Source organism: Nocardioides sp. dk884 (genome assembly GCF_009557055.1).
Taxonomy (GTDB): domain Bacteria; phylum Actinomycetota; class Actinomycetes; order Propionibacteriales; family Nocardioidaceae; genus Nocardioides.
Genome location: NZ_CP045649.1, coordinates 304070 through 326346 on the forward strand (window position 1 = coordinate 304070; position 22277 = coordinate 326346).

The 22277-nt window shown below is 72.9% G+C and carries 22 protein-coding genes; 14 read left to right on the top strand and 8 right to left on the bottom strand.

All coding sequences use genetic code 11. The annotated features are described in order from the left end of the window. Nucleotides 1-64: 64 nt before the first annotated feature. From GFH29_RS01470 to GFH29_RS01480, 3 genes are all read left to right on the top strand, one after another. Nucleotides 65-1354 carry an Nramp family divalent metal transporter gene (locus tag GFH29_RS01470; RefSeq protein ID WP_153321719.1) on the top strand — a complete coding sequence of 430 codons (1290 nt, stop codon included), beginning with the start codon at nucleotides 65-67 and terminating at the stop codon, nucleotides 1352-1354. Nucleotides 1355-1639: 285 nt separating this feature from the next. Further along, a complete protein-coding gene (locus GFH29_RS01475; protein WP_228387693.1) occupies nucleotides 1640-2674 on the top strand; it encodes an IS30 family transposase in 1035 nt (344 codons plus the stop codon). A 113-nt stretch (nucleotides 2675-2787) separates the two neighbouring features. Next, nucleotides 2788-3384: a YdeI/OmpD-associated family protein gene (locus GFH29_RS01480; protein WP_153321720.1), complete on the top strand. Its 597-nt coding sequence runs from the start codon at nucleotides 2788-2790 to the stop codon at nucleotides 3382-3384. Between the two features lie 25 nt (nucleotides 3385-3409). Here the strand turns inward: GFH29_RS01480 and GFH29_RS01485 are convergent, their stop codons facing one another. Together GFH29_RS01485 and GFH29_RS01490 are read right to left on the bottom strand one after the other, a co-directional pair. Continuing rightward, nucleotides 3410-5809, bottom strand: coding sequence for an ABC transporter permease (locus tag GFH29_RS01485; protein WP_153321721.1), 2400 nt, complete (start codon nucleotides 5807-5809; stop codon nucleotides 3410-3412). Continuing rightward, the gene (locus GFH29_RS01490; RefSeq protein ID WP_153321722.1) at nucleotides 5806-6552 is read right to left on the bottom strand and encodes an ABC transporter ATP-binding protein; all 747 of its coding nucleotides are present in this window, start codon (nucleotides 6550-6552) and stop codon (nucleotides 5806-5808) included. The genes GFH29_RS01485 and GFH29_RS01490 overlap by 4 nt, the downstream gene beginning before the upstream one ends. Before the next feature lie 178 nt (nucleotides 6553-6730). Between GFH29_RS01490 and GFH29_RS01495 the strand changes: the two genes are divergently transcribed. Then, nucleotides 6731-7657 carry a hypothetical protein gene (locus tag GFH29_RS01495; protein WP_153321723.1) on the top strand — a complete coding sequence of 309 codons (927 nt, stop codon included), beginning with the start codon at nucleotides 6731-6733 and terminating at the stop codon, nucleotides 7655-7657. A gap of 52 nt (nucleotides 7658-7709) precedes the next feature. On the opposite strand, the gene GFH29_RS01500 is transcribed toward GFH29_RS01495, so the two are convergent. After that, complete coding sequence (locus tag GFH29_RS01500; protein WP_228387870.1) at nucleotides 7710-8378, bottom strand: response regulator; 669 nt, start codon at nucleotides 8376-8378, stop codon at nucleotides 7710-7712. A gap of 20 nt (nucleotides 8379-8398) precedes the next feature. Next, a complete protein-coding gene (locus GFH29_RS01505; RefSeq protein ID WP_153321725.1) occupies nucleotides 8399-9580 on the bottom strand; it encodes a sensor histidine kinase in 1182 nt (393 codons plus the stop codon). Between the two features lie 92 nt (nucleotides 9581-9672). Between GFH29_RS01505 and GFH29_RS01510 the strand changes: the two genes are divergently transcribed. The 5 genes from GFH29_RS01510 (at nucleotide 9673) to GFH29_RS01530 (ending at nucleotide 13046) form a co-directional block, all read left to right on the top strand. After that, on the top strand, nucleotides 9673-9831 hold the full coding sequence (locus tag GFH29_RS01510) for a DUF4177 domain-containing protein (RefSeq protein WP_153321726.1): 159 nt from the start codon (nucleotides 9673-9675) through the stop codon (nucleotides 9829-9831). 2 nt (nucleotides 9832-9833) lie between these two features. Next, the gene (locus GFH29_RS01515) at nucleotides 9834-10307 is read left to right on the top strand and encodes a RidA family protein (RefSeq protein WP_153321727.1); all 474 of its coding nucleotides are present in this window, start codon (nucleotides 9834-9836) and stop codon (nucleotides 10305-10307) included. Continuing rightward, nucleotides 10307-11185 carry an NUDIX hydrolase gene (locus GFH29_RS01520; protein WP_153321728.1) on the top strand — a complete coding sequence of 293 codons (879 nt, stop codon included), beginning with the start codon at nucleotides 10307-10309 and terminating at the stop codon, nucleotides 11183-11185. Before GFH29_RS01515 ends, GFH29_RS01520 begins: the two co-directional genes overlap by 1 nt. After that, nucleotides 11182-11991 carry an MBL fold metallo-hydrolase gene (locus tag GFH29_RS01525; RefSeq protein ID WP_228387694.1) on the top strand — a complete coding sequence of 270 codons (810 nt, stop codon included), beginning with the start codon at nucleotides 11182-11184 and terminating at the stop codon, nucleotides 11989-11991. Before GFH29_RS01520 ends, GFH29_RS01525 begins: the two co-directional genes overlap by 4 nt. Before the next feature lie 146 nt (nucleotides 11992-12137). After that, nucleotides 12138-13046, top strand: a complete 909-nt coding sequence (locus GFH29_RS01530) for a DUF559 domain-containing protein (RefSeq protein WP_153321729.1) — start codon at nucleotides 12138-12140, stop codon at nucleotides 13044-13046. A gap of 134 nt (nucleotides 13047-13180) precedes the next feature. Here the strand turns inward: GFH29_RS01530 and GFH29_RS01535 are convergent, their stop codons facing one another. Beyond that, nucleotides 13181-13897, bottom strand: coding sequence for a Crp/Fnr family transcriptional regulator (locus GFH29_RS01535; protein ID WP_153337075.1), 717 nt, complete (start codon nucleotides 13895-13897; stop codon nucleotides 13181-13183). 130 nt (nucleotides 13898-14027) lie between these two features. Here GFH29_RS01535 and nth point away from each other — a divergent pair, with 130 nt between their 5' ends. Genes nth through GFH29_RS01555 form a run of 4 tightly spaced genes read left to right on the top strand, consistent with a single transcriptional unit; the run spans nucleotide 14028 to nucleotide 17261 of the window. Further along, on the top strand, nucleotides 14028-14744 hold the full coding sequence (gene nth / locus GFH29_RS01540) for an endonuclease III (protein ID WP_228387695.1): 717 nt from the start codon (nucleotides 14028-14030) through the stop codon (nucleotides 14742-14744). Then, nucleotides 14741-15364 (top strand): TlpA family protein disulfide reductase, encoded by a 624-nt coding sequence (locus GFH29_RS01545; protein ID WP_153321731.1) that lies wholly within the window; start codon nucleotides 14741-14743, stop codon nucleotides 15362-15364. The genes nth and GFH29_RS01545 overlap by 4 nt, the downstream gene beginning before the upstream one ends. Beyond that, complete coding sequence (locus GFH29_RS01550; RefSeq protein WP_153321732.1) at nucleotides 15361-16089, top strand: NUDIX hydrolase; 729 nt, start codon at nucleotides 15361-15363, stop codon at nucleotides 16087-16089. Before GFH29_RS01545 ends, GFH29_RS01550 begins: the two co-directional genes overlap by 4 nt. Further along, nucleotides 16086-17261: a MarP family serine protease gene (locus tag GFH29_RS01555; RefSeq protein WP_153321733.1), complete on the top strand. Its 1176-nt coding sequence runs from the start codon at nucleotides 16086-16088 to the stop codon at nucleotides 17259-17261. Before GFH29_RS01550 ends, GFH29_RS01555 begins: the two co-directional genes overlap by 4 nt. A gap of 79 nt (nucleotides 17262-17340) precedes the next feature. Here the strand turns inward: GFH29_RS01555 and GFH29_RS01560 are convergent, their stop codons facing one another. After that, nucleotides 17341-17745: a phage holin family protein gene (locus GFH29_RS01560; protein ID WP_153321734.1), complete on the bottom strand. Its 405-nt coding sequence runs from the start codon at nucleotides 17743-17745 to the stop codon at nucleotides 17341-17343. Between the two features lie 176 nt (nucleotides 17746-17921). On the opposite strand from GFH29_RS01560, the gene nhaA reads away from it, so the two are divergent. Next, nucleotides 17922-19292 carry a Na+/H+ antiporter NhaA gene (gene nhaA, locus GFH29_RS01565; RefSeq protein WP_153321735.1) on the top strand — a complete coding sequence of 457 codons (1371 nt, stop codon included), beginning with the start codon at nucleotides 17922-17924 and terminating at the stop codon, nucleotides 19290-19292. A gap of 203 nt (nucleotides 19293-19495) precedes the next feature. On the opposite strand, the gene GFH29_RS01570 is transcribed toward nhaA, so the two are convergent. Next, on the bottom strand, nucleotides 19496-19753 hold the full coding sequence (locus GFH29_RS01570) for a hypothetical protein (protein ID WP_153321736.1): 258 nt from the start codon (nucleotides 19751-19753) through the stop codon (nucleotides 19496-19498). Between the two features lie 506 nt (nucleotides 19754-20259). Next, nucleotides 20260-22266, bottom strand: a complete 2007-nt coding sequence (gene acs, locus GFH29_RS01575; protein WP_153321737.1) for an acetate--CoA ligase — start codon at nucleotides 22264-22266, stop codon at nucleotides 20260-20262. Between the last annotated feature and the right edge of the window lie 11 nt (nucleotides 22267-22277).

The window sequence follows — 22277 nt, forward strand, 5'->3', positions numbered from 1 at the left end:
GGACCTGCCGAGCGTGCGGCGTCAACCAGGTTGCGGCGCGGGCCCGTTGGGGCACCGTCAGCCCATGACCGACCTCGGGAACCAGGCCGACACCGCCCGCCCACCGCGCTGGAAGGTGATCGGTCCCGGCCTGGTCGTGGCCGCGACCGGCGTCGGTGCGGCCGACTTGGTCGCCACGCTGGTCGCCGGCGCGAAGTTCGGCTACACGCTGCTGTGGGTGGCGGTGCTCGGCTCGATCATCAAGGTGGTGCTGGTTGAGGGCGCGGGGCGCTACTCGCTGGCCACCGGGCGCACGATCTTCGAGGGCTGGCGCAGCCTGGGCCGCTGGACCACGTGGTACTTCGCGCCGTACATCGTCATCTGGGGGCTGGTGTACGGCGCGACCGCGATGTCGTCCTCCGCGCTGCCGCTGGTGGCGATCTTCCCGGACCTCTCGCTGCGCTGGACCGCTGTCGTGATCGGCCTGGTCGGGCTGGCGCTGGTGTGGTTCGGCAGCTACGCGGCCTTCGAGAAGGTGATGGCCGCGCTGGTCGGGGTCATGTTCGTCGCGGTGGTGGGCGCGGCGCTGGTGGCCACGCCCAACCTCGGCGAGATCGTGCTCGGTCTGCGCCCGGTGTTCCCCGACGACTCGGTGGTCAACGTGCTGGCGATCGCGGGCGGGGTCGGCGGCACGATCACGCTGGCGGCGTACGGCTACTGGCTGCGCGAGAAGGGCTGGAGCACCCCGAAGTTCATGCGCGTGATGCGCATCGACAACGGCGTCGCCTACACCGTCACCGGCATCTTCGTGGTCGCCATGCTGATCGTCGGCGCCGAACTCTACCACTCGGTCGGGATCGCGGCGGAGACCGGCGACCAGGCGCTCGTGCAGCTCTCCGACATCCTGGACGACCGCTACGGCGAGGTCTTCGGCAAGCTGTTCCTGATCGGGTTCTTCGCCTCGTCGTTCTCCTCGCTGATCGGCGTGTGGAGCGGGGTGAGCCTGATGTTCGCCGACTTCGTCGGCAACCTGCGCGACCTGCCGTCGGGGCACCCCGACACCCGCACCGGCGGCCGCTACTTCCGCGGCTACATGCTGTGGCTGACCTTCCCGCCGATGCTGCTCCTGCTGCTCGACGAGCCGGTCGGCCTGATCCTCACCTACGGCGTGCTCGGCGCGCTGTTCATGCCGTTCCTCGCGATCACCCTGCTGGTGTTGCTCAACAAGCGCCGCGCCGGTGCGCTCCCGCACTCCGACGTCCCGCCCGAGTGGCGCAACGGCTGGCTGTCGAACGGCTTCATGGCGCTGTGCGCGGTGCTGTTCATCGCGCTCGCGGTCAACGAGATCCGCGAGACGCTCGCGCCGTACGTGTGAGTCGGGGTGCGTCGGCGGTGGGGGCGTCCATAACCGCGCAATTGCTGGGTTTGGTACCTGTTCTGCGGGGCGGTCTCAACTGGTCGGTGCAACACGACTGCGGAGGTTGTGTTGCGGGATCTCGATATCGCGTGTGCTCGGGCGTTGGAGTTGTTGGCTCATGGCGTGTCGGTCAAACACGCTGCGGAACTGGTCGGGATTGATCGGGGCACACTGCGGGAGTGGGCCAGGCTCGCGGGCATGCAGATGCGCAGGGGACGCCACGGTGGGGTCGTCGGGGCGAGGATGCCCTCGATCGAGGGCGATTGGGTCGATCAGCACGGGCGGTTGACACAGGCCGGGCGGGCGTTGATCCAGATCCGCCGAAGTGAGGGGCGCTGCCCGGCGAGGATCGCGACCGAGTTGGGAGTTCACCGCAGCACGGTGGGACGCGAGCTGGCGCGTAATACCCACGACGGCCGCTACCAGGCCGCGGGCGCGCAGGCGATGACGCTGGCGCGCCGCTCGCGGCCCAAACCGGTCAGGCTGGGCGAGGACGGCGAGTTGCGTGCTGCGGTGCTGCATCGGCTGCGCGACCGGTTCTCTCCTGAACAGGTCAGTCATGATCTACGCCGGGCCTATCCGGGGCGCGACGATATGCAGGTGAGCCACGAGACGATCTACCAAGCCCTCTACGTGCAGGGCAAAGGATCGTTGCGTGAGGAGCTGGCGCTGGAGAAGGCGCTGCGTTCGGGTCGTAGCACTCGGCGGCCGCGATCGAAGCTGCCCTCGCGTGGGGGCCGGTCCTGGATCGGGGCCGAGGCTCACATCAGCCAGCGCCCGCCCGAGGCCGCCGACCGAGCTGTACCGGGCCACTGGGAGGGCGACCTGGTCATCGGTGCCGGTGGTAAGTCGGCCTTGGTCACGCTGGTCGAGCGCGCCACCAGATACGCCTTGATCCGGCGGCTACCGATGACCCACGACGCTGCCACGGTCGCGGCCACACTCGTGGAGATGATGAGCAGCCTGCCCGAGTCGCTGCGCCGGTCGCTGACTTGGGACCAGGGCAGCGAGATGGCCACGCACGCGACGTTCACCCTGGCCACCGGGTGCGGGGTCTACTTCGCCGACCCGCACAGCCCCTGGCAACGCGGCACCAACGAGAACACCAACGGCCTCGTGCGCGACTTCCACCCCAAGGGAACTGACTTCAACCAGGTCAGCGACGAGGACATCGCCGAGATGGAACGCCTCCTCAACATCCGACCCCGACAGACCCTCGACTGGGACACCCCCGCCGATAGGCTCCGCGAACTACTGGATGTTGCACCGACCACCTGAGGCCGCCCGGCGGGAGCGGTGCTTTTCCCAGCAATTGCGCGGATAGACGCGCACCCGCGCGCCCGCACACCCGCACCCGCGACGCTGTCGGCGCAGGCGCCTAGGGTCGGGACATGGCGGACCTCGAGGAGCTGCTCGTGCCCGACGCCGCGGCGTGGCGGGCCTGGCTGGTCGAGCACCACGCGGACTCGCCGGGGGTGTGGCTGGTGCTGACCAAGAAGGGCGGCACGCTCACGGCGCTGACCCGGGCGGCCGCGCTCGACGACGCGCTCTGCTTCGGCTGGATCGACGGGCAGGCGCGGCGCCGCGACGAGGCGACGTCGTACCAGCGGATGACGCCGCGCACCGCACGCAGCCGCTGGTCGCAGGTCAACGTCGACCTGGTCGCGCGCCTCGAGGCGGAGGGCCGGATGATGCCCGCCGGCCGGGCCGCGGTCGAGGCGGCGCGGGCCGACGGGCGCTGGGCTGCGGCGTACGCACCGCCCTCGACCGCCGAGCTGCCCGACGACCTGGCCGCCGCGATCGCCGCCGACCCGGCGGCGCAGGCGATGCTCGAGGTGCTGACCAGCCAGAACCGGTACGCGCTGATCCACCGCCTCGGCGCGATCAAGCGGGCCGAGACGCGCGAGCGGCGGATCGCGGAGTTCGTGGCGATGCTGGGCCGTCACGAGACCATCTACCCCCAGAAGCGCCGGCCCGCGCCCGGGTGACCCGGGCGCGGGCCGGCGGTGCTGCTCAGTCCAGGGCCAGCCCGGCCGCGGGGGTGATCCGCGCGGCCCGGCGTGCAGGCAGCACCCCCGCGAGCAGCCCGGCGACCGCCGCGACCACCGCCACCAGGGCCAGCTGGCCCCAGGGCAGCACCACCGCGACCTCGTCCACCGCGCCGCCGACCAGCGTCCGCACCGCGACCCAGGCGAACACCACCCCGATGAGCGTGCCGAGGGTCGTGGCCACCGCCGAGAGCAGCACCGCCTCCGCGGCGAGCATCCGGCGCAGCTGACGGCGGGTCAGGCCGAGCGCGCGCAGCAGGGCGTTCTCCCGGGCCCGCTCCAGCACCGAGAGCCCCAGCGTGTTGGCGATGCCCACGAGCGCGATCACGACCGCGATGCCCAGCAGGGCCAGGACGGCGATGGTCAGCACGTCGAGCTGGAGCAGCACCCAACCGCGCAGTGCCAGGGCGTTGGTCAGGTCGACGCCCGCGTTGGCCGCCAGCGCTCCCAGGTCACCGGCGAGGTCCTCGGTGTCGGCGGTGTCGGTGGCGCGCACCCAGACCGCGCGCGGCAGCGGGTCGGCGCTGAGCCGGGCGAGCGTCTCGGGCGCGACCAGTGCCGCCTCGCCCCAGCCGTCGGCGGTCTCCAGCCGCAGCCGCTCGGTGTGCCCCTCGACGGTGACGGCGACCTTGGCGGGCACCTCGCCGCTCTCGAGGAGCTCCCACGGGACCACGATCACGCCAGGATCCGGGGTGATCCTTCGTGCGTCGTGGGCGAGGGACACGGCCGGGGCGCTGTCGAGCACCGGGATGGTGCCGACGCCGTCGACCTCGGCGCTCACGCCGTCGAGCGCGACCGCCTCGCGGACGCCCGCGGTGGACCGGACGTCCCCCAGCAGGCTCTCCTCCAGCGGCGCCCCGCTCGAGGTGAGGGCGAGGTCGAGCGGGTAGGAGCGGTCCAGGTCGGTGTCGACGGAGTCGCGCGAGCTGGCCAGCCCGGTCAGCACCGCTGTCGTCAGCGTGACGCCGACGAGCAGCGAGGCCGTCGTGGCGGCGGTACGCCGGGGGTCGCGCACGGCGTTCCCGGTCGCGAGCCGGGCGGTGCTGCCGCGGCCGAGCGCGCCGACGACGCGGACCAGTGCGGGCACGACCCACGGCCCGAGCACCAGCACGCCGGTGAAGGACAGCATGCCGCCGGCCAGCATCGCCAGCACGTGGTGCTGCGTGACCGCCACGGCGAGCAGCCCGGCGCCGCCGAGCACCGCGAGCAGGCCGGTCACGCTGCGCACCCGTCCGGACGCGGTGCGCACGTCGACGCCCGGGTCGGGGCGCAGCGCGGCGAGCGGGCTGACCCGGACCACCTTGCGCGTCGGCAGCCAGGCCGCGAGGACGGTGACGAGGACCCCGACCGCGCCCGCCGCGGCGTACCACGTCGGCGGCGCCCACGAGCTGCCCAGCGTCCCGGAGGCCAGCTGGGTGCGGGCGAGGGCGACCAGGCCGTGGCCGAGCGCGGTACCCACGGCGAGGCCGAGCACCGAGGCCCCGACGCCGAGGGCGAGGGCCTCCAGGCGGATGGAGCGCAGCAGCTGGCGTCGGGTGACGCCCACGCAGCGCAGCAGCGCGAGGTCGCGGGTGCGCTGGGCGAACAGGATCGAGAAGGTGTTGGCGATGACCAGCACCGAGACGAACAGCGCGATCGCGGCGAAGACCAGCAGCAGCATCGCGACCACGTCGACGTCGCGGGTCACCTGGGCCTGCCGCTCCTGGACGAACTGCGCGGTGGGGCGCACCACAGCGCCGGTGCCGCGGGCGGCCTCGGCGGCGCCGGGCCCGGCGTAGGCCACGCTGTCGACGTAGAAGGTCGAGGACCAGCGCTGCAGCTGCGACCACGGCAGGTAGAGCGCGGCCCTGTCCGAGGCGGCCGGGGTGTCGACCATGCCGACGACGGTGGCCTCGAGCGCCCGGCTGCCGGAGCCGATGCGGATCGGGTCGCCCACGGTGAGCCCGGCGGTCTTGGCGCCGTTCACGTCGGCCACGGTCTCACCCGGGCCCTGCGGCCAGCGTCCCTCGCGCAGCTCCTGCCAGCGCAGGGCCGCGACGTCGGCGAGGGGCGCGACGGTGGCGCGCTGGTCGAGCACCGCGTCTGCGGAGGTGACCGGCAAGGTGACGTCGCCGATGATCACGGCGTCGTCGCCGACCGACTCGGCGCGGCGCACGATGGTGGCGGCCTGGTCGGTGCCGAGGTCCGAGACCACCGAGTCGGCGCCGGTGTAGGGGAGCCCGACCCCGGCGACCAGGCCCTCCTTGGCGGCCGAGGACAGCGCGGCGGTCACGACGACGAACGAGACGCCGATGACGACGGCGACCACCGCCGCGACGTAGCGCCGCGCGTGGCTGCGCAGCGAGGCCAGGAGCACGGTCCTCATCGCTCGCCCCGCAGCGTCGCGACCAGCGCGTCGGGCGTGGGGTCGAGGAGGTGCGCACGGACCGCGCCGTCGGCGAGCACCACCACGTCGTCGGCGTACGCCGCCGCGTCGAGCTCGTGGGTGACCATCACGACCGTCTGGCCGAGCTCGCGCACCGAGTGGCGCAGCAGGTCGAGGACCTCGGCGGAGGTCTCGCTGTCCAGGTTGCCGGTCGGCTCGTCGGCGAAGACCACCGCGGGCCCGGTGATCAGGGCGCGGGCGATCGCGACGCGCTGCTGCTGGCCGCCGGAGAGCTCGCTGGGCCGGTGGCTCAGGCGATCGGTGAGCCCGAGGATCTCCACGAGGCGGGTGAAGCGCTCGGGGTCGGCTTGGCGTCCGGCGAGCTCGAGGGGGAGGCGGATGTTCTGCTCGGCGGTGAGCATCGGCAGCAGGTTGAAGGCCTGGAACACGAAGCCCAGCTGCTCGCGGCGAAACGTCGTCAGCTGGTCGTCGGTGAGCCGCTCCAGCGAGCGCCCGGCGACGGTGACCGTGCCCGAGGTCGGCTGGTCGAGGCCCGCCAGGCAGTGCATCAGGGTGGACTTCCCGGACCCGGACGGGCCCATGATCGCGGTGAAGCGGCCGCGGGGGAGGTCCAGGTCGACCCCGCGCAGGGCGGAGACGAGGGTGTCGCCGCGGCCGTAGGTGCGGGTCAGGGCGCGGGCGCTGGCGGCCACGCTGGTGGAGGTGTCGAGCATCTGGGTCATGGCCCCGAGTCTTCGCGTCCGCGGGCCTGCGGTCGTCAGGCCGCGGTGTGGTCCGTCGTACGACCTGGGGATGACAGCGGTGCTCGGCTGTCAGCCCGTGGCAGGGCAGCACCGCTGTCCTCCACAGCCGCCGCGCCGGCCGGTTGCCGGTCGCCACCGGGGCGCCGAGGGTGACGGCGTGGACCCGTTCGCCGACCTCCTGCACCACCAGCACGGCGTGCTGAGCCGCGCGCAGGCGCTGCGTGGGGGGCTGCAGGAGCACGACCTGCGCCGCCGGATCAGGCGCCGCGAGTGGGCGGTGGTCCATCCGGGGGTGTACGTCGAGCACACCGGTCCCTTGACGACTCACCAGCAGCACTGGGCGGCAGTCCTCGCCATGGCACCCGCCGCGCTGTCGCACGCCTCCGCCCTCGCGGTGGCCGCCGGCACCGCGCCCCCGGCAGTGATCCACGTGATGGTGGACCGCGACCGGGTGGTGGCCGCGCCGCGCGGCGTGGTTCGGCACCGGGTGGCCGACTTCGAGGGCAAGGTGCTGACCAGTTCCTCCCCGCCGCGCCAACGGCTCGAGGAGGCGGTGCTCGACGTGGCCGCGGAGTCGGTGCGCGACCTGGATGCCGTGGCGGTGCTGTGCGAGGTCGTCGGCACCCGTCGTACGACGCCGGCGCGGGTGCGGACCGCGCTCGACGCACGGAGTCGCCTCGCGCGGCGTGCGCTCCTGGAACAGGTCCTCGACGATCTCGAGGCGGGGGCCTGCTCGGCGCTGGAGCAGGGCTACCTGCAACGGGTCGAGCGAGCCCACGGGCTGCCCGCCGCCGGGCGCCAGGTGCGGGCGTCGGGACGCGGCCGCGTCTACCGCGACGTGGAGTACCGGCCGTGGGGCCTGGTGGTGGAGCTCGACGGCCGGGCGTTCCACACGAGCGTGCGCGACCGGGCGCGCGACCTCGACCGGGACCTCGCCGCCGCCGTGACCGGCCGGGACACGGTGCGGCTCGGCTGGGGTCAGGTGTACGCCGGGTCCTGCGCGACGGCCACCGCGATCGGCACGCTGCTGCGGCGGCGTGGCTGGCCGGGGGAGCCGACCGCGTGCGCCGACTGCGGCCGCTGAGGAGGGAGACAGCGGTGCGCAGCTGTCAGCCGGTGACTGGGGAGCACCGCCGTCAGCCGACCAGCCCGGCGTCGTAGGTCAGCACCACGAGCTGCACCCGGTCGCGCGAGCCGGTCTTGGCCAGCAGCCGGCTCACGTGGGTCTTGACCGTGGCCTCGGCGACCACGAGCTCGGCGGCGATCTCGGTGTTGGACAGCCCGCGCCCGACGAGCACCAGCACCTCGCGCTCCCGCTCGGTGAGGGCGGCCAGGCGGGGGTCGGGGGCGGAGCTGCTCGCCGCGGGGTCGGGCAGGGCCGCGGCGAAGTGCTCCAGCAGGCGGCGGGTGGTGCTGGGCGCGACCACGGCGTCGCCGGCGTGCACCGAGCGGATCGCGTTGAGCAGGTCGGGAGGGGTGGCGTCCTTGAGCAGGAAGGCGGCGGCGCCGGCCTTGATCGCGGCGAAGGCGTACTCGTCGAGGTCGAAGGTGGTCAGCACGATCACCCGCGGCGCCCCCGGCCGGGCGGCGAGCGCGCGGGTCGCCTCGACGCCGTCGAGGCGGGGCATCCGCACGTCCATGAGCACGACGTCGGCGCGGGTCGCGGCCAGCCGCTCGAGCGCCTCGCGGCCGTCGCCGGCCTCGCCCACGACCTCCATGTCGGGCTGGCTGCCGACGAGCATCGCGAACCCCGCGCGCACCATCTGCTGGTCGTCGACGAGGAAGACGCGGATCGGGTCCTTCACTGCCTCCTTCACAGGGCCATTCATAGGGGGAGCCTCGCCGACACCCGGAACCCGCCACCCGGTCGGGGTCCCGCGCACAGTTCGCCGTCGTGGACCAGCACCCGCTCGCGCATCCCGACCAGACCGAGACCGCGGCCGTCGTCCGGAGACGCAGCGCCGCGTCCGTCGTCCTCGACGACCACCTCGACGTCCGTGCCGACGCGCACCTCGACCCGCACGGTGGCGCCCGGGCCGGCGTGCTTGCGGACGTTGGTGAGCGCCTCCTGCACGACGCGGTACGCGGTCAGCGCGACCCCCGGCGGCACCGGTACGCCGGGCTCGGGCAGCCGGGCCTCGATCCGGGTGCCGTTCCCGGCGCTCGCGGCATGCTCCTGGGCCTCCGCGACCAGCACCGCGATGTCGTCGAGGTGCGGCTGCGGGCGGGTGCCGGTCGCGCCGTCGGTGCGCAGCAGCCCGAGCAGCCGGCGCATCTCGGTGAGCGCCTCGCGCCCGGTCGCGGCCACCGTCTCCAGGGTGCGGGTGGCGATCGCCGGGTCGTGCTCGGCGGCGTAGCGCGCCCCGTCGGCCTGCACCACGATCACCGACAGCCCGTGCGCGACCACGTCGTGCATCTCCCGCGCGATCCGGGTGCGCTCCTCGGTGGCGGCCAGCGCGACGCGCTGCGCGGCCTCGTGCTCGATCCGCTCGCCGCGCTCGACCAGCGCCGCGACGTACGCCTGCCGGGTGCGGCCCAGGGTGCCGAGCGCCCAGGCGGCGATGACGATCACCGACATCGTGATGATGTAGGAGACGGCGCCGGTGCGGTCGTTGTCGGAGTACGGCGCGAACCAGGAGTACGTCGCGGCCCAGGCGGCACACAGGCCGACGCCGAGCGCGACCCAGGAGGCGAGGGCGTCGGCGTGGCGGGCGACCGCGTAGGTCGCGACCGGGAACGCGACCTGACCCCAGGTCGGCTCGTGGAGGACCACGGCCTGGAGCGCACTGACCCCGGCCACGGCCGCGAACACCGCGACCGGGTGGGAGCGGCGCCACAGCAGCGGCACCAGCTCGAGCACCGTGAAGGTGACCGACCGGGCACTGAGGCCGCTGAGCGCCATCAGCGGGACCGGGAGCAGCAGGACCGCGACCAGCGTGCGGTCGAACCAGCGCCGCCCCCGCTCGTCGAGGCGCCAGGGCTGGCGTGGGGCGTGCAGAGGGTCCACGGGACACCACCGTAGAGGCCTCGGCGCGCCGGCGCGTCCGACCACGGGATGACCTCGCTCGGCGGCCGGTCGGTCCGGAGTAGGGTCGCGCCATGACCAAGTGGGAGTACCTGACCGCGCCGATCCTGACGCATGCCGCCAAGCAGATCCTCGACAACTTCGGGGCCGACGGCTGGGAGCTGGTGCAGATCGCACCGGGGATGAACCCCGAGAACCTCGTCGGCTACTTCAAGCGCCCGATCGAGGGCTGAGCGTGAGCGCCGCGGAGGACCGCCTGGCCGAGCTCGGCCTGACCGTGCCCGACGTCCCCGCGCCGGTGGCGTCGTACGTCCCGGCCGTGCGCTCGGGCAACCACGTCTTCACCTCCGGCCAGCTGCCGATGAGCGGCGGCGAGCTGAGCGTGACCGGCAAGGTGGGCGGCGAGGTGTCGGCCGAGGAGGCCTACGCCTGCGCCCAGCAGTGCGCGCTCAACGCGATCGCCGCGGTGAAGAGCGTGATCGGCGACCTCGACAAGGTCGTCCGGATCGTCAAGGTCGTCGCGTTCGTGTCCTCGACGCCGGACTTCACCGGCCAGCCGCAGGTCGCCAACGGCGCCTCGGAGCTGCTCGGTCAGGCCTTCGGCGAGGCCGGGCTGCACGCCCGGTCCGCGGTGGGCGTGCCCTCGCTGCCGCTGGACGCGCCGGTCGAGGTCGAGATCCTGGTCGAGGTCGCCCCCGAGGCGAGCTGATGCGCATCCCGCTGCCGCCGGTCCCGTTGCCGGCGCACGTCGTCGAGGCCGCCCGTGAGTACGACGAGGGCCACCGCGAGCCGGTCGCCCCGCGCGACGCGGCGACGGTGATCCTGCTGCGCCCGTGCGCTCCGGGGTCCGGGCAGGGCCCGGAGGTCTACTACATGCGCCGCCAGGTCTCGATGGACTTCGCCGGCGGGATGGCGGTCTACCCCGGCGGCGGGGTGGACCCGCGCGACTTCGACGCCGACGTGGCCTGGGCCGGCCCGGGGCCGCAGGACTGGGCCGAGCGCCTGGGCTGCGACGCCGACACCGCCCGGGCGCTGGTGTGCGCGGCGGTGCGGGAGACCTTCGAGGAGTCCGGGGTCCTGCTCGCCGGGGCCTCCCCGGACGAGGTGGTCGCGGACACCACCGGCGCGGACTGGGAGGCCGACCGGGTCGCCCTGGAGACCCGCGAGCTGGCGATGACCGACTTCCTCAACCGGCGCGGGCTGGTGCTTCGCACCGACCTGCTCGGGGTCTGGGACGCCTGGCTGACGCCGGTCTTCGAGCCGAAGCGGTTCCGCACCTGGTTCTTCGTCGCCGCCCTGCCGGAGGGGCAGCTGACCCGCGACGTCTCCTCGGAGTCGTCCTCGGTCACCTGGCTGCCGGCCCGGGTCGCCGCGGCGCAGGCCGACGCCGGCGAGCTGGCGCTGATGCCCCCGACGTACCTCACCAGCCTGGAGGTCGGCGTCCACGACAGCCCCGAGGAGGTGCTGGCGGTGGCGTCGAGCCGTGCGGTGGAGATGTTCACCCCGTCGGTGGAGCCGCTCGGCGACACCTGGACCCTGTCGATGCCCGATCGGCTGCGCGGGCTGGTCGCGGAGCGACGCCGGTGAGCGCCTGGACTGGCGGGAGCTACCCGCCGCGGGCGGAGTGCCTGCTGGCGCCGAACCCGGGGATCATGACGCTGGACGGCACCAACACCTGGGTGCTGCGCGAGCCCGGCGCCGACCGTGCCGTGGTCGTGGATCCCGGGCCGGTCACCGACGGCCACCTCGACCGGCTGCTCGCCGAGGTCGGCGAGATCGGGCTGGTGCTGCTGACCCACCACCACTTCGACCACTCCGAGGTGGCCGAGGAGCTCGCGCGGCGCACCGGCAGCTCGGTGCGCGCCTTCGACCCGGCGTACTGCTTCCGCGGCGAGCCGCTCGGCGACGGCGAGGAGCTCGACGTCGACGGGCTGCGGCTGCGGGTGCTCCACACGCCCGGGCACACCGCTGACTCGGTGTCCTTCGTGCTGCCCGAGCAGCGTGCGCTGCTGACCGGCGACATGGTGCTGGGGCGCGGCACGACGGTGGTCGCGCACCCCGACGGCCAGCTCGGCCCGTACTTCTCCTCCATCGAGACCATGCGGTCGCTGGTCGAGGCGGGCGAGGTCGACACCGTCTGGCCGGCCCACGGCCCGGTGCTGGAGGACGCCGGGGCCGTGCTCGACTTCTACCTCACCCACCGCCGCGAGCGCCTCGCCCAGGTCGAGGACGCCGTCCGCGAGCTCGGGGCCCACCCGCACCCCGAGGGCCTGGCGAGCGAGGAGCTCCCGCGCCGCGTCGTCGAGCTCGTCTACGCCGACGTCGACCCGGTCCTCTGGGACGCCGCCGAGCTCTCCGTCCGCGCCCAGCTGGCCTACCTCGCCGCCCGTTGAATCGAGACCTCTGACGGTCGAATCGAGACTTCTGACCGGTTGAGTCGAGGGCCGGGTGTCGTCCACCGACGGGTGCCGGAGCGTCGTCTCCACAGGGCGGCCCCGGCTCCCGACCGAAGCAGCTCGGGCGGCGCGATCGTCGGGTCATGGAACCTCGCTGGCCAGACGCGCCGTTCTCGAGCGCGGACCTGTGCACCCGTGACATACCGCCGTCCCGGCTGCGTCGTGCGTTGCGCAACGGTGAGGTGCGCCCCGTCGTACGCGGCGTCTATGCGCCAGCCGACCTGGAGGACAGCCTCGAGCTCCGGGCGCGTGCCGTCGCCAAGGTGGTCAGGCCCCACCAGGTCGTCGCGGATCGTACGGAGGCCTGGCTCCACGGCGTCGACGCCCACGTGTACGCCGAGCACGACGGCGTGCCGCACGTCGAGATCTGCGCACTCCGCTGGCACGCTCCGACGAAGGTGTCGGGGGCCGACGGGCGGACGAGGGACCTGTCGCCCCAGGACGTGACGACCCTGCACGGCGTCCGGGTGACGACGCCTCTGCGCACGGCCCTCGATCTCGGCTGCTGCCTGCGGCGCCGCGAGGCGTTCGCCGTCCTCACGGCGATGGCGCGGCTCCACGGGCTCATCCGCGGCGACTACCTCCGTGCGCTGGGCCGCTATCGCCGGCGCCGCGGCGTCGTACAGCTGCGCGAGCTCGTCAACTATGTCGATCCCCGCGTGGAGTCGCAGCGCGAGGCGTGGGTGCTGCTGGCGATCCTCGACGCGGGCCTCCCGGCTCCCGAGCCGCAGGTCTGGATCGAGGTCGACGGCGTGCCGACGTACCGGCTCGACTTCGCCTACCGCCGGCGACGCGTGTGCGTCGAGTACGACGGCGAGGAGGCGCACCGCGGCCGGGAGGAGTACGACGCGGACCGCCGGGCCTGGCTGCGCGGCCAGGGCTGGCGCGTGATCGTGGTGCGGGAGGGGGCCTTCGCCGATGACGCGCTGGACCGCTGGCTCACGGAGCTCCGCGAGGCGCTGGCGGCGGCGTACTCAAACCGTCGCTGGTGACGACAGGTCTCGACTCGAGCGGTCAGGACTCTCGACTCGACGGTAGAAAGTCTCGATTCAACCTGCGGCGGCGGGCCCAGACGTGAGAAGGGCCCGCCTCAACCGTGAGGCGGGCCCAGCTCGACGCGGGGGTGTCAGCGGGCGCGGCGGCCCAGACGGTCGAGGTCGAGGATGACCACGGAGCGGGGCTCCAGGCGCACCCAGCCGCGCGAGGCGAAGTCGGCGAGCGCCTTGTTGACGGTCTCGCGGGAGGCGCCGACCAGCTGGGCGAGCTCCTCCTGGGTGAGGTCGTGGTGGACGTGGACGCCGTCGTCGGCGGTGCGGCCGAAGCGGTCGGCGAGGTCGAGCAGCGCCTTGGCGACGCGGCCGGGGACGTCGGAGAAGACCAGGTCGGCGACGACGTCGTTGGCCTTGCGCAGCCGGCTGGCGAGCTGGGTGAGCAGGCCGCGGGCGACGACCGGGCGGCCCTCGAGCCAGCGCAGCAGGTCCTCGTGGGAGAGCGAGGCGAACGACGCGTCGGTCACCGCGGTCACGGTCGCCGAGCGCGGGCCCGGGTCGAAGAGCGAGAGCTCGCCGAACATCTGACCGGGGCCGAGGATCGCGAGGAGGTTCTCGCGACCGTCGGAGGAGGTGCGCCCGAGCTTCACCTTGCCGTCGAGGACGACATAGAGCTTGTCTCCGGAGTCCCCCTCGTGGAAGAGCACATCACCACGGCGGAGGCGGGACTCGGTCATCGAGCTGCGCAGCGCCGTGGCGGCCTCGTCGTCCAGCGCGCTGAAAAGCGGGGCTTGACGAAGTACGTCGTTGTCCACGGATCCTCCTTCGGTGCGCCCGCCTTGGCGTGCGGGCATCGGTCGAATCTTACGCGTGCCGTTTCTCACAGCCTCATCGGCACAGAAACGCGCCGGTCGTGGCCCGTCCCAGAGTAGGGGTGCGCGGCTCTTGGCGCGCGGCGTCGGCGCCCCGCCGTACCCTAGGGCCGTGCCCGCTGCCGTCCCACTGTCGCGCCCCGACACCTCGCTCGTCCGACGCGCCCGCAAGATCGGGCGCGTGCTGGCCGAGACCTATCCGGAGGCGCACTGCGAGCTCGACTTCGACAACGCCTTCGAGCTCCTCGTGGTCACCGTGCTCTCGGCGCAGACCACCGACCGGCGCGTCAACGCCGTGCGTCCGATCCTGTTCGGCGCCTACCCCGACCCCGCCTCGATGGCGCAGGCCGAGCGCGAGGACCTCGAGCGGATCGTGGGCCCGCTGGGGTTCTTCCGGGCCAAGACCGAGGCGCTGCTCAAGCTCTCCGCGGCGCTCGTCGCCGACCACGACGGTGAGGTCCCGCCCCGCCTCGACGACCTGGTCAAGCTGCCCGGCGTGGGCCGCAAGACCGCCAACGTCGTGCTCGGCAACGCCTTCGGCATCCCCGGCATCACCGTCGACACCCACTTCGGTCGCCTGGTGCGCCGCTTCGGCCTCACCGAGGAGACCGACCCGGTCAAGGTGGAGCACGCGATCGGTGCGCTCTACCCCAAGCGCGACTGGACGATGCTGTCGCACCACGTGATCTGGCACGGCCGGCGCCGCTGTCACGCCAAGCGGCCGGCCTGCGGCGCCTGCCCGGTCGCGCGCTGGTGCCCGTCGTACGGCGAGGGGCCGACCGACCCGGTCGTCGCCGAGGCGCTCGTGCGCACCCAGGGTCCGGCGTGAGCCGGCGCCTGCGCGCCGGCCTCGTCGCGGGCGTGCTCCTCGCGTCCGCCGCCCTCGCCGGCTGCGCGCCCGACGCGAACCCCCCGTCCGGCGAGCGGGCCGAGCCGTCGGAGTCCAACGTCGCTGTGGACACCCCCCAGCTGCGCCGCATGAAGGCCGACGCCGGGGTGGAGCCGTGCCGCCCGGGCACCGCGACCGAGGGGGCGCTGCCCGCGGTCAGCCTGCCCTGCCTCGGCGGCGGGGAGCGGGTCGATCTCTCCACCCTCGAGGGGCCGCTGGTGATCAACTTCTGGTCGTCCACCTGCCCGCCGTGCCGCAAGGAGATGCCGGTGCTGCAGGAGTTCCACGAGACCTACGGCAAGCAGGTGCCGCTGATCGGCATCGACTTCCTCGACGTGATGCCGGAGGCCGCGATGGAGCTCGTCGAGCGCACCGGCGTGACCTACCCGCTGCTCGCCGACCCGGGCGGGGAGCTGCAGGGGACCGACCTGCGCTCGATCTCGCTGCCGACCTTCGTGTTCCTCGCCGAGGACGGAGAGGTCAGCATGGCGGGCGGCGGCGTGCACACCACCGACGACCTCGTCGCGATGGTCTCCGAGCACCTCGGCGTGGACCTGTGAGCTCTCCCGCCGGGCTGCCGGCGTGGCTGCTGCCCGTGCACGAGGCGGCCCGCACGATCGAGGGCCGCGACCTGACCAGGTTCCTGCCGCCCGACGCCGCCGACGTACGCCGGGGCGCGGTGCTGATGCTGTGGGGCGAGGGTGATCAGGGCGCCGAGCTGCTGCTCACCGAGCGCGCCCACGACATGCGCTCGCACCCCGGGCAGGTCTCCTTCCCCGGCGGCTCCCTGGACCCCGGCGAGTCGGTGATCGAGGCGGCGCTGCGCGAGGCCGAGGAGGAGGTCGGGGTCGACCCGGCCTCCGTCGAGGTCTTCGGTCTGCTCCCCGAGCTGTTCCTGCCGCCGAGCAACTTCGCGGTGACCCCGGTCCTGGGCTGGTGGCGCGAGCAGCACCGCGTCGAGGTCGTCAGCGCCGCGGAGGTGCACGCGATCCACCACGCACCGATCGCCGAGCTCGTCGACCCCACCCACCGCGTGACGGTGCGCCACCCGTCGGGCTACACCAGCCCCGGCTTCCTGATCGGGCCCGACAAGGACGTCATCTTGTGGGGCTTCACCGGCGGGATCATCTCCCGGCTCCTGGACTACCTCGGCTGGACCGAGCCGTGGGATGCCTCCCGGGTGCAGGACCTGCCGGAGTACATGTTCGCCGGCGACTCCGCCACCCAGCGCAACGCGCGCGCCGGCCTGCTCGACATCTCCGACGAGGAGCGACGCGCCCGGTGAACCCGCTCGACTGGATCCTGGTGGTCCTGCTCGCCCTCTACGCGCTGTCCGGCTATTGGCAGGGCTTCGTGACGGGCGCCTTCGCCACGGCCGGGCTGCTGTGCGGCGGCCTGCTCGGCATCTGGCTGGCACCGCACGCGCTCGGCGACGCCGCCCCGTCGCTGCTGGTCTCGATCGGCGCGCTGCTCATCGTCATCCTGTCCGCCTCGCTCGGCCAGGCGCTCCTGCAGTACGTCGGGGCGCGGATCCGTTCGCGCATCACCTGGCAGCCGGTGCGCGCGCTCGACGCGCTCGGGGGCGCGGCGCTCAGCGTCGGCGCCGTACTGCTGGTGGCCTGGGCCCTCGGCGTGGCGGTCTCCGGCACCAAGATCGGGCCGGTCACCTCGATGGTGCGTGAGTCCACGGTGCTGGCCAAGGTCGACGAAGTGCTCCCGACCTCCGCGGACTCGGTGCTCAACGCCTTCAACGACGTGGTCGGCACCGGGTTCTTCCCCCGGTACCTCGAGCCGTTCGCCCCCGAGCGGATCGTCGAGGTGGCCCCGGGCAACGACAAGCTGCTGAGCACCCCGCGGGTGCAGCAGGCCCAGCAGAGCGTGCTGAAGATCCGCGGCGCCAACCGCTGCGGCCGCGGCGTGGAGGGCACCGGCTTCCTCTACGCCGATGACCGGCTGATGACCAACGCCCATGTCGTCGCGGGGGTCAGCGACCCGGAGGTCGTGGTCGGCGAGGAGAGCATCCCGGCCGAGGTCGTGCTCTACGACCCGGACCTGGACCTCGCGGTCCTCGCCCTCGACGACCGCGGCCGTCCGGCCCTCGACTTCGACGACTCGGCAGGTCCCACGGACGCCGTGGCGATCCTCGGCTACCCCCTCGACGGGCCCTTCGACGCCCGCGCCGGCCGGATCCGCGACGAGCAGCGGCTGCGCTCGCCCGACATCTACGGCGACGGCTCGGTCTTGCGCGAGGTCTTCTCGCTGCGCGCGCTGGTGCGCCCGGGCAACTCCGGTGGCCCGGTGATCGCGCGCGACGGCGACGTCGTGGGCGTGGTCTTCGCGGCGTCGGTCACCGACAGCGACACCGGTTATGCCCTCACCGCCGAGCAGGCGCAGGTGGTCGCGACCGAGGGCATCGCCCGCAGCGCCGAGGTCTCCACGGGCGACTGCGCCAGCTGATCCACCAACGACACGAGCCCGGCCCCGGAGACTGCTCCGGGCCGGGCTCGTGTCGTTGGTGCTGGACTGCGGGGGAGCGTCAGCTCTGGCCCTTGAGTGCGCGCGGGATCTCGCGGCCCTGCTCGATGGCCTTCGCCGGCGGTCCGACCTGCTTGACCTTCTTGATGCCGATGAAGGCGAGCAGGCCGGCGAGCAGGAGGTAGAAGCCGAAGACGATCAGGAACGCCCAGTGCAGGGACAGCCCGGAGCCGTTCCAGTGGATCAGGTAGGCGATCGCGATCGAGAGCATGATGATCGCAAGGACGGCGATGAAGCCGGCCGCGGCGAACAGGGCGATACCGAGCCCGCCCGCGCGGACGCTGACCTTGAGCTCGGACTTGGCGAGCTGGATCTCCTTGGAGACCAGCGTCGAGATGTCCCGACTGGCGTCAGCGACGAGCTTGCCGATCGTCGGATCGGTGTCCTTGACCGGTTCGGTGGCCATGTGGCTCCTCTGGCGGTGTGCGTGGCGGTGAGTCCTCGACCCGGCGTGGCGTCGGACGATGTCCCTGACCCTACCGAACGCCGCCCCGCCCAACCGCCGGTAGGATCGACTCCGGAGCGCCGGGAAGTCTGGTCGGCACGTCTTTGCCACGCCCCCACGTCGAAGAGGCTCCTCATATGCCCGACTCCCGCTCGACCACCTCTGCCCCAGGCCCCGCCGGGCCCGGTGGCGGGCGGCGTGTGCTCACCCGCCCCAGCTGGCCCGAGTACCAGCGCATCACCGAGATCCTGCGCCTGGAGACGGTGGGCGGGATGCTGCTCATCGCCGGCGCGCTCATCGCGGTGGTCTGGGCGAACCTGCCGGGGGACTCCTACGCCTCGCTGCGCGACCTGCACGTCGGCGGCCAGGTCCTCGGCTTCGACCTCGACCTGAGCCTGGGGCACTGGGCGGCGGACGGGCTGTTGGCGGTCTTCTTCTTCCTGGTCGGCCTGGAGCTGAAGAAGGAGTTCGTGGCGGGTGACCTGCGGCGCCTGGACCGCGCGATCGTGCCGGTCGCGGCGGCGTTCGGCGGCGTCGCGGTGCCGGCGCTGCTCTACACCCTGGTCAACCTGTCCTCCGGTGGGGAGACGCTGCGCGGCTGGGCGATCCCCACCGCGACCGACATCGCGTTCGCGGTGGCGGTGCTGGCGGTCGTCGGCTCGCGGCTGCCCTCGGCGCTGCGGCTGTTCCTGCTCACCCTCGCGGTGGTCGACGACCTGGTCGCGATCTCGATCATCGCCCTCTTCTACACCGAGGAGCTGCACATCGAGCAGCTGCTGTGGGCGCTGATCCCGCTGGCGGCGTTCGGCCTGCTGGTGCAGCGCCGTACCGCCTTCTTCGGGGTGCACGCCTGGGCCGGCTGGGTGCTGCTGGCGCCCCTGGGTGCGCTGGTGTGGGCCTTCTTCCTCGAGTCCGGGGTGCACGCGACGATCGCCGGCGTGGTGCTGGGCTTCCTGGTCCCGGTGCTGCGCAAGGAGGGGAAGGGGCCCGGCCTGGCCGAGGTGCTCGAGCACCGGGTCCGCCCGCTGTCGGCCGGGTTCTGCGTACCGGTCTTCGCGTTCTTCTCCGCCGGTGTCGCGATCGGCGGCGGCGACGGCGGGTTCGGCGCGCTGCTCACCGACCCGGTCGCCTGGGGGATCGTGGTCGGGCTGGTGGTCGGCAAGCCGATCGGCATCCTGGCCGCCACCTGGCTGGTCACGCGCACCCGGCGCGCCAACCTCGACAGCGACATCGCCTGGCGCGACCTCATCGGCATGTCGATGCTGGCCGGCATCGGGTTCACCGTGTCGCTGCTGATCTCCGAGCTCAGCTTCGAGACGGGCTCGCCGCACTACGACCACGCCAAGATCGCGATCCTGGCGGCGTCGGTGCTCGCCGCCGGGCTGTCCGCGCTGGTCCTCGTCCCCCGCAACCGTCACTACCGAGAGCTCGAGCGTCTCGAGCAGGTGGACGAGGACCACGACGGCATCCCTGACCTCTTCCAGCGGCCCGAGGACCAGCGCGGCTAGCTCATCGCCGTGCTGCGCCGACTGGGGCAACCTTGACGGTCAGGCCGGCCTGGGAGCGGCTGTGTGAGCGCACCGGCGCCTTGTGCGGCCTTGTGTGGCCGTCGTACGACGGCGTACGCTGTGTGTATTGCTCCTCCCCGCTGGGGAAGTGAGAAGTGAGGTCGGGACCCCCGCCGGACGACGGGACCCGACCTTCGCGCATTTCAGAGCGCGATTTCGATTTCCTGGACCATGGCGCCGAGGACCTGGCGGTGGCCGGCCTGCGAGCCCTTCCGCGCACCCGCGACAGCGCCCGCGATGGCGTCGGGAACCCACAGCATCGGCTCCACGGATGGCAGGCCGAAGTCCACGCGCAGTGCCGGGCTGACCGCCTTCTCGCTGCGGAGTGCGTTGACCATCTGGGCGAACCCGACCGCAGAGTCCGCCGATGCCGGCGAAGAGGTCGGGTCGAGAGTGCTCACGGGTCCATTGTCCTGATCCCACCGACAGTCGGGGTGGTTGATGGGGACGGTCATGCCGCATGTCCTCACGGCCGGAGTGCTTGCGTCTCCTGCTCAGCGCACGACGTCTCCCGAGGGTCGCAGCGGCGTACGGATTGCGGGAGGACGGCGGCGGAGTCGTGCGCCTGGCATCGGAGAACAGTCCATTCTCCGCGATTCCCCGCACGAAAGGTCCCCCACGATGACGACCAGCGACCTTCTCCCGCACGATGCGGCCGCCACACCGGCCTGGAGGGTCGCGGTCGACGCGTACCTGTCGGCGCGCGACTCGCCCCTCCGGACGGTGAAGGCCTACCGGTTCACGCTCGACGCGCTCGGCCTTCTCCTCGGCGTAGAGCGCCTTGTCGGTCTGGTGGCCGCTCGGGACCTGGCCGACGCGCACGCCAAGCTGTACGGAGAACGCGCCCCAGCGCCGTGGAACCGCGCCTGCTCGACTGTTGAACGTCGAGGACCTGGACCTGGGGACCTCACTCCGAGGAGCCCGAGCCGGACAGCCCCGAGGAGATCAGCTTCATCACCGAGCTGTCGGCCAGCGTGGTGACGTCGCCGATCTCGCGGTGCTCGGCGACATCGCGCAGCAGGCGCCGCATGATCTTGCCCGAGCGGGTCTTCGGCAGCTCGGGCACGATCATGATCTGGCGCGGGGTCGCGATCGGGCCGATCTCCTTGCGCACGTGCTGGCGCAGCTCGGTGACGATCTCGCTGCCCTCGCCGACCTCGTCGGCCGCCACCACGAACTCATCGCGCAGGATCACGAACGCGCAGACCGCCTGGCCGGTGTCCTCGTCCTTGGCGCCCACCACCGCGGCCTCGGCGACCTTGGGGTGCGACACGAGCGCCGACTCGATCTCGGTGGTGGAGAGACGGTGGCCGGAGACGTTCATGACGTCGTCGACGCGGCCGAGCACCCACAGGTCGCCGTCGGTGTCCTTCTTGGCCCCGTCGCCGGCGAAGTAGTAGCCCTGGCGACGGAAGCGCGACCAGTAGGTGTCGACGAAGCGCTGGTCGTCACCCCAGATCGTGCGCAGCATCGAGGGCCACGGACGGGTGAGCACGAGGTAGCCGCCGGAGCCGTTCGACACCGGGGTGCCCTCCTCGTCGACGACCTCCGCGGCCACGCCGGGGATCGCGGTCATCGCCGAGCCCGGCTTGCCGGCGGTGACGCCCGGCAGCGGGCTGATCATGATCATGCCGGTCTCGGTCTGCCACCAGGTGTCCACGACCGGGGTGCGGTCGCCGCCGATCACGTGGCGGTACCAGATGTAGGCCTCCGGGTTGATCGGCTCGCCGACCGAGCCGAGGAGCCGCAGGCTGGAGAGGTCCGCGCGGTCCGGGATCTCGCGGCCCTGCTTCATGAACGAGCGGATCGCGGTGGGCGCGGTGTAGAAGATCGTGACGCCGAGCTCCTCGATGATCTGCCACCACCGGCCCTTCTCCGGGCTGTCCGGGGTGCCCTCGTAGAGCACCTGGGTGGCGCCGTTGGCGAGCGGGCCGTAGACGATGTAGGAGTGCCCGGTGACCCAGCCGATGTCGGCGGTGCACCAGTAGACGTCGGTCTCGGGCTTCAGGTCGAAGACCGCCCAGTGGGTGTACGACGTGCCGACGAGGTAGCCGCCGGTGGTGTGCAGGATGCCCTTGGGCTTGCCGGTGGTGCCGGAGGTGTACATGACGTAGAGCGGGTGCTCGGCGTCGAAGGCCTCCGGGGTGTGCTCGGGGGAGGCGGCGTCGACGACGTCGTGCCACCACACGTCGACGGCGTCGTCCCACCCGTCGGCGCCGAGGTCCTGGCCGGTACGGCGGACCACGAGCACCTTCTCGACCGTGTGGCCGCGCTCGGCCGACTTGGCCCGCGCCTCGTCGACGGCCGGCTTCAGGGCGGAGGCCGAGCCGCGGCGGTAGCCGCCGTCGGCGGTGACGACGACCTTGGCCTGGCAGTCCTCCAGACGGGAGGCCAGGGCGTCGGAGGAGAACCCGCCGAAGACCACGGTGTGCGGGGCCCCGATGCGGGCGCAGGCCAGCATCGCCACGATCGCCTCGGGGATCATCGGCATGTAGATCGCGACCCGGTCGCCGGTGGCCACCCCGAGCTCGGTCAGCGCGTTCGCCGCCTGGGACACCTCGTCCTTGAGCTGGGCGTAGGTGATGTCGCGGCGGTCGTCGGCCGGCTCGCCGACCCAGTGGATCGCGACCTTGTCGCCGCGCCCGGCCTCGACGTGGCGGTCCACGCAGTTGTACGCCGCGTTGAGCTTGCCCCCGACGTACCACTTCGCGAACGGCGGGTTCGACCAGTCCAGGACCTGCTCCCACCTGGTGTCCCAGGTCAGCCGCTCGGCCTGCTCCGCCCAGAACGCCTCGGGGTCGGCGTCGGCGCGGGCGTAGGCCTCCTCGGTGAGGTTGGCCGCGGCCGCGAGGTCGGCCGGGGGCTCGAACCGGCGGTCTTCCTTCAGCAGGTTGGACAGGGTCTCGTCGCTCACGTCAGCTCCTC

Excerpts from the sequence above, each read along its gene's own strand:
- GFH29_RS01530 (WP_153321729.1), top strand. The coding sequence starts at position 12,138 with ATGGAACCTCGCTGGCCAGACGCGCCGTTCTCGAGCGCGGACCTGTGC.
- GFH29_RS01510 (WP_153321726.1), top strand. The coding sequence starts at position 9,673 with ATGACCAAGTGGGAGTACCTGACCGCGCCGATCCTGACGCATGCCGCC.
- GFH29_RS01560 (WP_153321734.1), bottom strand. The coding sequence starts at position 17,745 with ATGGCCACCGAACCGGTCAAGGACACCGATCCGACGATCGGCAAGCTC.
- GFH29_RS01490 (WP_153321722.1), bottom strand. The coding sequence starts at position 6,552 with ATGACCCAGATGCTCGACACCTCCACCAGCGTGGCCGCCAGCGCCCGC.
- GFH29_RS01475 (WP_228387693.1), top strand. The coding sequence starts at position 1,640 with ATGCCCTCGATCGAGGGCGATTGGGTCGATCAGCACGGGCGGTTGACA.
- GFH29_RS01485 (WP_153321721.1), bottom strand. The coding sequence starts at position 5,809 with ATGAGGACCGTGCTCCTGGCCTCGCTGCGCAGCCACGCGCGGCGCTAC.
- GFH29_RS01520 (WP_153321728.1), top strand. The coding sequence starts at position 10,307 with ATGCGCATCCCGCTGCCGCCGGTCCCGTTGCCGGCGCACGTCGTCGAG.
- nhaA (WP_153321735.1), top strand. The coding sequence starts at position 17,922 with ATGCCCGACTCCCGCTCGACCACCTCTGCCCCAGGCCCCGCCGGGCCC.
- GFH29_RS01535 (WP_153337075.1), bottom strand. The coding sequence starts at position 13,897 with ATGCCCGCACGCCAAGGCGGGCGCACCGAAGGAGGATCCGTGGACAAC.
- GFH29_RS01480 (WP_153321720.1), top strand. The coding sequence starts at position 2,788 with ATGGCGGACCTCGAGGAGCTGCTCGTGCCCGACGCCGCGGCGTGGCGG.
- GFH29_RS01470 (WP_153321719.1), top strand. The coding sequence starts at position 65 with ATGACCGACCTCGGGAACCAGGCCGACACCGCCCGCCCACCGCGCTGG.